This is a genomic window from Microbacterium sp., from assembly GCF_041641055.1.
Lineage (GTDB): Bacteria > Actinomycetota > Actinomycetes > Actinomycetales > Microbacteriaceae > Microbacterium.
The window spans coordinates 23,204-34,133 of the sequence record NZ_JBEPZB010000032.1 but is presented as its reverse complement, the minus strand read 5'-3'; the positions used below and the strand labels follow the sequence as shown (position 1 = coordinate 34,133).

General features: G+C 67.9%; 8 protein-coding genes. 2 read left to right on the top strand and 6 right to left on the bottom strand.

All coding sequences use genetic code 11. The features are described from left to right. Positions 1–224 precede the first annotated feature (224 nt). A complete protein-coding gene (locus ACESK8_RS15500) occupies positions 225–491 on the top strand; it encodes a DUF4031 domain-containing protein (protein WP_372969429.1) in 267 nt (88 codons plus the stop codon). Here the strand turns inward: ACESK8_RS15500 and ACESK8_RS15495 are convergent. Then, a complete protein-coding gene (locus ACESK8_RS15495) occupies positions 456–2,906 on the bottom strand; it encodes an Rne/Rng family ribonuclease (protein ID WP_372969428.1) in 2,451 nt (816 codons plus the stop codon). The two genes, ACESK8_RS15500 and ACESK8_RS15495, sit on opposite strands and share 36 nt — an antisense overlap. Positions 2,907–3,276: 370 nt before the next feature. Next, complete coding sequence (locus tag ACESK8_RS15490) at positions 3,277–4,215, bottom strand: DUF1214 domain-containing protein (RefSeq protein ID WP_372969427.1); 939 nt, start codon at positions 4,213–4,215, stop codon at positions 3,277–3,279. A 118-nt stretch (positions 4,216–4,333) separates the two neighbouring features. On the opposite strand from ACESK8_RS15490, the gene ACESK8_RS15485 reads away from it, so the two are divergent. Beyond that, a complete protein-coding gene (locus ACESK8_RS15485; RefSeq protein ID WP_372969426.1) occupies positions 4,334–4,951 on the top strand; it encodes a vitamin K epoxide reductase family protein in 618 nt (205 codons plus the stop codon). A 97-nt stretch (positions 4,952–5,048) separates the two neighbouring features. Here ACESK8_RS15485 and ndk read toward each other — a convergent pair whose 3' ends face one another. The 4 genes from ndk to ileS are packed head-to-tail and all read right to left on the bottom strand — an operon-like array spanning position 5,049 to position 10,597. Continuing rightward, on the bottom strand, positions 5,049–5,465 hold the full coding sequence (gene ndk / locus ACESK8_RS15480; protein WP_060926435.1) for a nucleoside-diphosphate kinase: 417 nt from the start codon (positions 5,463–5,465) through the stop codon (positions 5,049–5,051). Between the two features lies 1 nt (position 5,466). Further along, positions 5,467–5,886, bottom strand: a complete 420-nt coding sequence (locus ACESK8_RS15475; protein WP_372969425.1) for a DUF4233 domain-containing protein — start codon at positions 5,884–5,886, stop codon at positions 5,467–5,469. Next, the gene (locus ACESK8_RS15470; protein ID WP_372969424.1) at positions 5,883–7,235 is read right to left on the bottom strand and encodes a folylpolyglutamate synthase/dihydrofolate synthase family protein; all 1,353 of its coding nucleotides are present in this window, start codon (positions 7,233–7,235) and stop codon (positions 5,883–5,885) included. The genes ACESK8_RS15475 and ACESK8_RS15470 overlap by 4 nt, the downstream gene beginning before the upstream one ends. Beyond that, on the bottom strand, positions 7,232–10,597 hold the full coding sequence (gene ileS, locus ACESK8_RS15465; protein ID WP_372969423.1) for an isoleucine--tRNA ligase: 3,366 nt from the start codon (positions 10,595–10,597) through the stop codon (positions 7,232–7,234). Before ileS ends, ACESK8_RS15470 begins: the two co-directional genes overlap by 4 nt. Positions 10,598–10,930: the final 333 nt, after the last annotated feature.

Sequence of the window (10,930 nt, the reverse complement as noted above, 5' to 3'; positions counted from 1 at the left end):
CTGCGTAAACCACTTCATACCTGTTTCGTTGGGGAGCTCGCGGCTCCGAGATCTCACGGGAAGACTGTTGCTTGCATGCATCGCGGGGCGACGGGCACGAACGCAAGACTCTCCGCTCCGACCGTCGAGGACGACGCGGCATACGCACCAAGGGACTACTTTACCGGATGCCGGACCCCGTGGCAAAACGTGCCGTCCGGTGTGTCCGGCCATAGGCTGACGAGATGACCGTTCTCGTCGACGACCCGCGCTGGCCGGCACACGGACGCCTGTGGGCGCACCTCGTCAGCGACGACAATCTCGACGAGCTGCACGCCTTCGCACGAGCTCACGACGTGCCGGCGCGCGCGTTCGATCTCGACCACTACGACGTACCGGACGACATGATCCCCCGGCTCCTCGCCGCCGGCGCACAGCATGTCGGCGGCAAGGAGCTGGTCAGGCGACTGATCGCCTCAGGACTGCGAATCCCCGCTCGCGACCGGCGCTGACGGCTCGGAGTTCACCGAGACGGGAGTGCCGGTGAGGGCAGCCGTCGAGACGCGGCGACGACCGCGACCCTGACCGGGCGCCTTCGGCTCGGGAAGGGCATCGAGCACCGAATCGAGCAGCGCCTCCGCCGGGGACTTCGGCGACGACTTGCGATCGGATCCGCGCTTCTTGCGAGGCTTCTTGGCGCGCTCCTGAGAGGCAGGGGCCTCCGCCTGCTCCACGGCGGGAGCCGGAGCATCCGTCGCCTCCTCCGCGTTCGGAACGCGGGTGGAGGCCGCGATCTGCGCGAGAGCGGACTTGGCACCTTCGGGGATGCTGTGGGTCGTGCCGGACGCCGGAGCGGGGCTCTGCGACTGGCCGTTGCCGCCGCGCTGGCGACGGTTCGACTGAGAGTTGCCGTTGCCGTTGCCGCCGTTGCCGTTGCTGCTCGAGCGGTGCTTCACGACCGGGTCATGGTGCACGATGACGCCGCGACCGGCGCAGACGTCGCACGCCTCGCTGAACGTCTCGAGCAGGCCGAGGCCCAGCTTCTTGCGTGTCATCTGCACGAGACCGAGCGAGGTGACCTCGGCGACCTGGTGCTTGGTCCTGTCACGGCTGAGGCATTCGATCAGACGGCGCAGCACGAGGTCGCGGTTGGACTCGAGCACCATGTCGATGAAGTCGACGACGATGATGCCGCCGATGTCGCGCAGACGCAGCTGGCGGACGATCTCCTCTGCGGCCTCGAGGTTGTTCTTGGTGACGGTCTCCTCAAGGTTGCCGCCGGAGCCGACGAACTTGCCGGTGTTCACGTCGACGACGGTCATGGCCTCGGTGCGATCGATCACGAGCGAACCACCGGAGGGCAGCCACACCTTGCGGTCGAGGGCCTTCTCGATCTGCTCCGTGATGCGGAACGCGTCGAACGGGTCGGCCTCGTCCTCGTACGACTCGACGCGCTCGAGCAGGTCGGGCGCGACGCTCTCGAGGTAGGCGCGGATCGTGCGCTGCGCGTCTTCGCCCTGGATCAGCATCTTCGTGAAGTCCTCGTTGAAGACGTCACGGACGATCTTGACCAGGAGGTCGGGCTCGGCGTGCAGGAGAGCGGGAGCCTGCTGGTTCTCGACCTGGGTGCGGATGTGCTCCCACTGCGTGGTCAGACGCTGCACGTCGCGCGTGAGCTGGTCTTCGGTCGCGCCCTCGGCCGCCGTGCGGACGATCACGCCGGACGACTCCGGCAGGACCTCCTTCAGGATGCGCTTGAGGCGCGTGCGCTCGTTGTCGGGAAGCTTGCGGCTGATGCCGTTCATCGATCCGCCGGGCACGTACACGAGGTAGCGGCCCGGAAGGGAGATCTGGCTCGTGAGGCGTGCGCCCTTGTGCCCCACCGGGTCCTTCGTGACCTGCACGAGGACGCGGTCGCCGGCCTTCAGCGCCAGCTCGATGCGACGCGGCTGGTTGCCGGTCTCGACACCGTCCCAGTCGACCTCACCGGAGTAGAGCACGGCGTTGCGTCCGCGACCGATGTCGACGAAGGCGGCCTCCATGCTCGGCAGGACGTTCTGCACACGACCGAGGTACACGTTGCCGATCAGCGAGGCGTCCTGGTTGCGCGCGACGTAGTGCTCGACGAGCACGCCGTCTTCGAGGACGCCGATCTGGGTGCGGCCGTTCTTCGAGCGGACGACCATCTTGCGGTCGACAGACTCGCGACGGGCGAGAAACTCGGCCTCGGTGACCACGGGGCGGCGACGTCCGGCATCGCGACCGTCGCGCCGGCGCTGCTTCTTGGCCTCGAGGCGGGTGGATCCCTTGATCGCCTTCGGCTCGGTGATGTACTCGACGACGCGCTGACGCGGCTGGCGCGGCTCGTCGCGCTGCTCGCGGGTGTCGCCCTCGTCTGAGCCACCCCGACGGCGGCGACCACGGCGTCCGGAGGCCGGCTCGTCCTGCTCGCGGTCGGCGATGCGGTCGAAGATGCGCTCACGACCCTGGCGTGCCGGGAGCGGCACCACCTCGGGCGCGTAGAAGTGCAGCTGCGTCGAGACCTGCGACACGAAGACCTCGGGAAGCAGACCCAGCGACACAGCCGTGAGCGCCTTCGGCGTCTCAGGCTCCTCGACCGACTTGTCGCTCGCGGCAGGTGCAGCCTCCTCAGCCGGCGCAGCCTCCTCAGCAGGCGCAGCCTCCTCAGCCGGCGCAGCCTCCTCAGCCGGCGCAGCCTCCTCAGCCGGCGCAGCCTCCTCTGCGGGAGCAGCCTCCTCTGCGGGAGCAGTCCCGTCAGCCGGAGCGGCATCCTCCGTGGCGGGAGACTCCTCGGCAGCCGACGGATCGGCCTCCGTCGGAGCGTCCGCGGCTACCTCTGCGGGTGCGTCAGCATCCGCAGCGAAGTCGAGGGTAGGGGCGTCGTAGTCATTGTTCTCATCGGCCATCTCTGGCGTGCTCCTCGTGCGGACGCTTCGTGTTCCGCTAAATCTCATGCGGCACCTGCCGGTGCCGCGAACTCATTCGGTGTGCGACCGGCTCATGGCTCTGGTCACGAGGGGCATACGGCCCCGAAGTCTGCGTCGATGCCCACACCGACAGGGTCGACGGGTGCATCACAGGCCATTATCGCACGCTGCACGCCAACCTCCTACTTCCCAGGCGAGCCATGGCATGTCGGGGTGGTTGGCCAAAGCGGGTCGGCCAGAGTCTCGCGGGCCAGACCCTTTGCTGGCGGCTCTGTCGAATGCGTCGCACGCCGAGAAGAACGGGACGACTGGCCCGTCCACCGCACCTGCGATTGAGCGTGGGTGCCCTCTAGGGGGTGAGGGCCGGGAAGGTCCACCGACCGTCGATGATCTCAGCGCGAGGTCGGTACAGCCGGACGAGGTAGTTCCAGCCTTCAGTGATCGGGAGCGCGTTCGGGACATCGTCGGGATAGTCGCCGAAGCGGACGGTGACGGTGCCGTCGTCGTTGCGGGCTGCAGTGATGTTGTTGATCGCGTACGCGCCACGTTCGTTCGGCTCGAAGTACCCGGCTGCGTTGTACACGGAGATTGACCAGAACCCATCGACTGGCACTTCTCCGACCGTCAGCTCGAACTGACCGACTGGGAGGCGTGGATCAACGCCGATGTAGCTCGCTTCGGCCGTGGGCAACCCTCCCCATCCTGCTGCCGTGCCGATCAGGTGACGGACGGGTTCGACCTCATCCTCCGAGCCGAACATGTGATCAAAGCCGGTCAGGTTGCGGGCGAGCGAGAGCAGTGCGTCGCGCGTCTCGTCAAGGCTGGCCGTGTCGTAGTCGGGCATGTCGAACGGAATCGCCGAACCGGCGTCGAGTCGGATCTGGTCCTGTAGTGCGGCGACGTCGGAAAGATCCGAAGCGCTCGCGGGGTCCACGAGGGTACGGATCGCGAGCACGACGTACGGTGTTCCGAACTGCTCGACGGACAGGCGGTGCTCGCCAGCATCATGGAAGATGCCGTTCACATAGTGGCGCTCGTTGACGACCATGGCCGACATGTAGCGCTCGCCGTGCTCGGGAATGGTGAAGGTAGCACCGGCGCGGATGTCCACGACGGCAAAGCTGTACAGGGTATCCCTGTTCAGTCGTATGACTGTCTGCTTGTCGATGGCCGCGGGTTCACGGTTGTGAAGAAACCGATTGATTCCGCCCGCGTTGACCTGGAGATCACTCATCATCCGGTGAGTCTCAGCGAGTGCGAAATTATCTGCATTGACCAGAACGCTCATGCTTGATCATGGCACCTGGAGCCCCTCATCCGCATGCACTGGTCGCCAGCTCTCCCCCGCGCCGTTTTCTCCGGCGCGCTCACGCCCGATCCATAGCGATCGCTGAGAGAATCCACACATGAGCGAGCAGCGAACCCGCCCCGTCGTCTATGCCGTGTGGCTGATCATCGCGAGTGTCATCGGCTGGTTCGCCGCCTTCCAGCTCACCGTCGAGAAGTTCGTGCTCCTCGAGAACCCGACCGACGCGCTGTCGTGCGATGTCAGCCCCTTCATCCAGTGCAGCAAGAACCTCGGCTCGTGGCAGGGCGAGATCTTCGGCTTCCCCAATCCCCTCCTCGGTCTCACCGGCTGGATGGCGCCGCTCGTGCTCGGAGTCGCGATCCTCGCCGGCGCGCGCTTCCCCCGGTGGTTCTGGGCTGTGTTCGGTGCCGGCATCACCTTCGCGTTCGGCCTCGTCTGCTGGCTGATCGGCCAGAGCCTGTACGCGCAGAACCTCGGCGTGCTGTGCCCGTGGTGCATGGTCACCTGGGCCGTCACCATCCCGACGTTCTTCGCCACGATGCTCCACCTCACCCGCAACGGCACCTTCACCCGGAACGAGAAGGCGCAGGAGCGCGCCGGATCCCTCATGCAGTGGGTGCCGCTGGCCACGGTCCTCGCGTACGCCGTCATCATCATGATGGCTCAGCTGCAGGGGCTGGACTTCCTCGGCGAGATGGCCCGCATCCTCTTCTGACTCCGACGCCGTCTGCGGTCACGGCGGCGAGGGCCCGGAGCGCGAAGAAGCCCGCCGCACGTGATCGTGCGGCGGGCTTCTTCGCGGTCGGCGCGGCTCAGTCGAACCAGATGCCGAGCTCGCGTGCAGCCGACTCGGGGCTGTCAGAGCCGTGCACCAGGTTCTGCTGGACAGCGAGGCCCCAGTCACGTCCGAAGTCGCCGCGGATCGTGCCGGGCGCTGCGGTGGTCGGGTCCGTCGTGCCGGCGAGGGAGCGGAATCCCTCGATCACGCGGTTCCCCGCCAGGCGGATGGCCACGGACGGGCCCGAGAGCATGAACTCGAGGAGCGGCTCGTAGAACGGCTTGCCCTCGTGCTCGGCGTAGTGCTCGGCAAGCAGATCGCGGTCGGGCTCCACGAGTCGGATGTCGACGAGCGCGTAGCCCTTCGACTCGATGCGCGCCAGGATCGCTCCGGTGAGGCCGCGGGCGACACCATCGGGCTTGACGAGGACGAGGGTTTCTTCGGTGGCCATGTCATTCACTCTCTGTCTGAGTCTCGGTCGCGGGTCCGGCGGGACGTCGTGCGTCCAATCGAGCCCCCATGATCGTCGCATACCCCCACATGCCGCCGAAAATCACGACGACGAGAAGGATCGCCGGCACCAGGATCGCGGCCAGCGCGATCACGATCTGCAGGATCCACCCCGCGGCGATCGCCCAGGGCTTCGTGATCATCCCCGCGACGGCGAGGCAGGCAAGGCCCACGACCGCTCCCCCGACGATCCCCCACCACTGCGGGATGCCGTCGGGAAGGGTCTTGAGCCCGAACACCGTGAGCCCGGCGAGGAACACGACGATCGACTCGAACCCCAGCACGATCGGGGCGAGCTTCTGCACGAGGGTGCGCGGAGGGCGAGGAGCGCGCGGGGTCCGCGCGGCGGGATCTGTGCTCACGCGCGCCACCCGGACTTCCAGTCCTCTTCCTCCGCCAGGGTGATCGCCTCGCCCGCGAGCACGACAGAACCCGCGATCACGACCGCCCGGCGGTCGGAGGAGGCGGCCCACTCCCTGGCCGCATCCGCCGCCTCGGCGAGCGTCTGATGCACGGTCACGCGCTGGCCCGCCGCCTCCACGAGGTCGGCGATCGTGTCGGCATCGCTCGCACGATCCGACTCCGGCGCCGTCGCGAACACGTGAGCGGCCGCGGGAGCGAGCTTCGCGACGATGCCGGCCGCGTCCTTGTCGGCGAGTACGCCGAGGACCACGCCCCACTCGTCGAAATCGAAGCTGTCATCCATGGCCTGCGCGAGCGCCGCAGCGCCGTGCGGGTTGTGCGCGGCATCGACGATCACCGTCGGAGCGATGCCGAGCAGCTGCAGACGACCGGGCGACGTCGCGCCCTGGAGCGCCTCCGAGATGATGTCGGGGGCGATGCGCTGCTGCCCGCCGCCGATCAGCGACTCCACCGCGGCGATTGCGAGAGCCGCGTTGTGGCCCTGATGCGCACCGTACTGGGGAAGGTACTCCTCGAGGTATTCGCCCGCGAGACCTCGGATCGAGATGAGCTGTCCTCCCACCGCGAGCTTCTGCTCCGTGAGGCCGAACTCGTCGCCCTCGAACGCGATGGTGGCGTCCTTCTCCCCCGCGACCCGGCGAAGCACCTCGGCGGCCTCCGGCGGCTGCTGGGCGGAGACGACGGCCGCACCCTCCTTGATGATGCCCGACTTGACCGTCGCGATCTTCGCGATCGTGTCGCCGAGGCGGTCGGCGTGGTCGAGGTCGATCGGCGTGAAGACCGCGACGTCGCCATCTGCGGTGTTCGTCGAATCCCACTCGCCGCCCATGCCCACTTCCAGCACGAGCACGTCGACGGGCGCGTCGGCCACCGCGACGAAAGCGAGCACCGTCAGCAGCTCGAAGAACGTCAGCAGCTCCTCGCCCGCGGCCTGCAGTTCGGCATCGACGATCTCGACGAAGGGCTCGATCTCGTCCCATGCGTCGGCGAACGCCGCATCCTCGATCGGCTCGCCGTCGATCATGATGCGCTCCGTGAAGCGCTCCAGGTGCGGGCTCGTGAAGAGCCCGGTGCGCAGTCCGTGCGCTCGGAGCAGTGTCTCGATCATCCGCGCGGTCGACGTCTTGCCGTTCGTGCCGGTGATGTGCACCACGCGGTAGGTGCGCTGCGGATCGTCGAGGAACGCGAGGATGCGCGCGGTGCGCTCCTTGCGCGGCTGCACCCAACGCTCGCCCGCCCTGCTCAGCAGCGTGTCGTAGACCGCATCCGCTCTGTCCCGAGCACTCATGCGCGCACCTCCGTGGACGTCGTGTCGATCGTGACGATGATCGGGCGCTTGTCGGCGCCGAGAGCCGTGGCTCCGGTGCGGAACACTCCGTCTCCGGGGCTGGAGACCTCCTGCACGAGTGCGTCCATCTCGTCGGTGGCCTGCACCGCGAAGGCGACCGCGAGGGTCTCTCCGGCGATCAGCTCGGCGTGCGTCTGCAGCGCCTCGGCATCCGCCGGACTCACGTTGAGCGCGAGGACGATGCGGTCGCTGACGTCGAGATCGGCGTTCTTGCGCGCCTCCTGCACGACGCGGATGGCGTCTCGGGCGAGTCCCTCGGCCTCCAGCTCGGGCGTGGTCTGCGTGTCGAGGAGCACGAACCCGCCGGACGGCACGATGGCGAGGGCCTCGCCCTCCGGGCGTCCCGTCGTCTCGAGGACCAGGTCGTACTCGCTCGGCTCCAGCGGGATGCCCCCGGCCGTCACGACGCCGTCGACCTCGGACCAGTCGCCGCTGCGGGCCGCCTGGATCGCCTTCTGCACATCCCTGCCGAGTCGCGGTCCGGCGGCGCGGGCGTTGACGCTGAGGCGGTGATCGATGCCGTAGTCCGCGGCCGTGGTCTCCCCCGCCTGGACGAGCTCGACCGACTTGACGTTGAGCTCCTCGCGGAGGATCTCCTCGAACTGCCCGAGGCCGGCGGCGTTCGGCGACACGACCGTGAGGCGCGCCAGCGGCAGCCGCACGCGCAGCTTCTGCTTCTTGCGCAGCGCGTTGCCCACGCTCGACAGCTCGCGGACGGCATCCATCGCATCGCGGATGTCATCGGCCGCGGGGAAGGCCGACTCGTCCGGCCAGTCCTGCAGGTGCACGCTGCGTCCGCCGGTGAGTCCCTGCCAGACGCGCTCGCTGATCAGCGGCACGAGCGGTGCCGCGACCCTGGTCAGCGTCTCGAGCACGGTGTAGAGCGTGTCGAAGGCGTCGGTGCTCGATCCCTCCCAGAACCGGTCGCGCGAACGACGGATGTACCAGTTGGTGAGCACCTCGGCGAAGTCCCGCAGACGAGCGGATGCCGTGGTCGAATCGAGTCCCTCGAGGTCCTCCCGCACCTCGCGCACGAGATCGCCGAGGCGGGCGAGGATGTAGCGGTCGAGCACATCGGTCGAATCCGTGCGCCAGGTCGCCTCGTATCCTCCGGCCTTCGCAGCATTGGCGTAGGTCGCGAAGAAGTACCACGAGCTCCACAGCGGCAGCAGGAACTCGCGCACGCCGGCCCTGATGCCCTCCTCCGTGACGGCGAGGTTGCCGCCGCGGAGCACGGAGCTCGACATGAGGAACCAGCGCATCGCGTCGGAGCCGTCGCGATCGAGCACCTCCGAGACGTCGGGGTAGTTGCGCAGCGACTTCGACATCTTGTAGCCGTCGCTGCCCAGCACGATGCCGTGGCAGCTGACACCCGTGAAGGCCGGCCGGTCGAACAGCGCGGTCGACAGCACGTGCATCACGTAGAACCAGCCGCGCGTCTGCCCGATGTACTCGACGATGAAGTCGGCGGGCGCGTGCGTGTCGAACCACTCCTGGTTCTCGAACGGATAGTGCACCTGGGCGTACGGCATCGATCCGGAGTCGAACCAGACGTCGAACACGTCCTCGATCCGGCGCATCGTGCTCCGGCCGGTGGGGTCATCGGGGTTCGGGCGCGTGAGGTCGTCGATGTACGGACGGTGCAGGTCGATCTCACCCTCCGGGTTGCGCGGCAGGGTGCCGAAGTCGCGCTCCAGCTCCTCGAGCGACCCGTACGCGTCGACGCGGGGATACTCGGGGTCGTCGCTCTTCCAGATCGGGATCGGCGAGCCCCAGTACCGGTTGCGGCTGATCGACCAGTCGCGCGCGCCCTCGAGCCACTTGCCGAACTGGCCGTGCTTGACGTTCTCGGGCACCCAGGTGATCTGCTCGTTGTTCGCGAGCAGATCGTCCTTGATGTCGGTGACGCGGATGAACCAGCTCGACACGGCCTTGTAGATCAGAGGGTTCCGGCAGCGCCAGCAGTGCGGGTAGGAGTGCACGTAGCTCTGCTCGCGCAACAGGCGCCCCTCGGCGCGCAGCAGGCGGATGAGCGGGGTGTTCGCATCCATCCAGAGCTGACCGGCGACATCGGTGACGTTCGGGAGGAAGCGCCCGCCGTCGTCGAGCGAGAGGATCGTCGGGATGCCGGCCGCACCGGCCACGCGCTGGTCGTCCTCACCGTACGCCGGAGCCTGGTGGACGATTCCGGTGCCGTCGCTGACGGTGACGTAGTCGTCGACGAGGATCCGCCACGCGTTCTCGGTGCCGTACGTCTCCTCGTCGGCGTAGTAGTCGAACAGCCGGTCGTAGGTGACGTCCGCGAGCTCCGCCCCCCGCACGGTCGCGTCGACCGCGGCGAGCGCGTCGTCGAGGCTCTCGTAGCCGAGGTCCTTGGCGTAGCCGCCGAGCAGTTCGCGGGCGAGGAGGTAGCGGTGGGCGGATGCCTCGACCGCCGCATCCGTCGTTCCGGGCACCTGGTGCACGTCTGCGGCGCCTCCGGGACCGGCGGGCAGGACGACGTACTCGATGTCTGGTCCGACGGCGAGCGCGAGGTTGGTGGGAAGGGTCCAGGGCGTGGTCGTCCACGCCAGCGCCCGGACACCCGTGAGGCCGAGCGACTCCGCCTTGGCTCCGGTCAGGGGGAAGGTGACGGTGACGGACGGGTCCTGACGGTTCTGGTACACGTCGTCGTCCATGCGCAGCTCGTGCGCGGACAGCGGGGTCTCATCGCGCCAGCAGTACGGCAGCACGCGGTATCCCTCGTAGGCGAGGCCCTTGTCGAACAGCGTCTTGAACGCCCAGAGCACGCTCTCCATGTACCCGAGGTCGAGTGTCTTGTACCCGCGCTCGAAGTCGACCCAGCGGGCCTGACGCGTCACGTAGTCCTGCCACTCGTGGGTGTACTTGAGCACCGAGTCCTTCGCCTTCGCGTTGAAGACGTCGATGCCCATCTCCTCGATCTGGCTCTTCTCGGTGATGCCGAGCTGCTTCATGGCCTCCAGCTCGGCGGGCAGACCGTGGGTGTCCCAGCCGAACACGCGGTCGACCTTCTTGCCGATCATGGTCTGGAAGCGCGGGAAGACGTCCTTCGCATAGCCGGTGAGCAGGTGCCCGTAGTGCGGCAGGCCGTTGGCGAATGGCGGGCCGTCGTAGAAGACCCACTCGTCGTTGCCCTCGCGCTGCTCGATCGAGGCGCGGAAGGTCTGGTCGGTCTCCCAGAAGTCGAGCACCTCGCGCTCGATCTCGGGGAACCGAGGGCTCGGGGCGACGGAGGCAGCCTGGTCGGCGGCGGGGCCGAAGGAGGAACGCGGGTAGGTCATGTCGTCTCGCAGGAGTCGTGGCGGATGCTGCTGCGAGGACGATCCGTCCGGAAATGTCGTCCCGGGGAACCGCGGTACCACCTCGCGTGCTGCGCCTCACGGCGGAGCCACTCTCACTGCAGCTGTGACGGGCCTGCCCCGCTCGGTTCTACTGAGTCCGCTCCTGCGAGCCGACCGTTCTTCCGAGAGCTCCCCGGTGATGTCCGGATCGATGCTCGTGCCTCCATTGTACGCGTGCGCGCGGGTGCGCACCTCCGGATTCCACATGCGCTCGCGCAGTCGATGTGCGCTTCCGCAGTCCAGTCTCGGCAGATACGGACTTGCGAAGCGAAC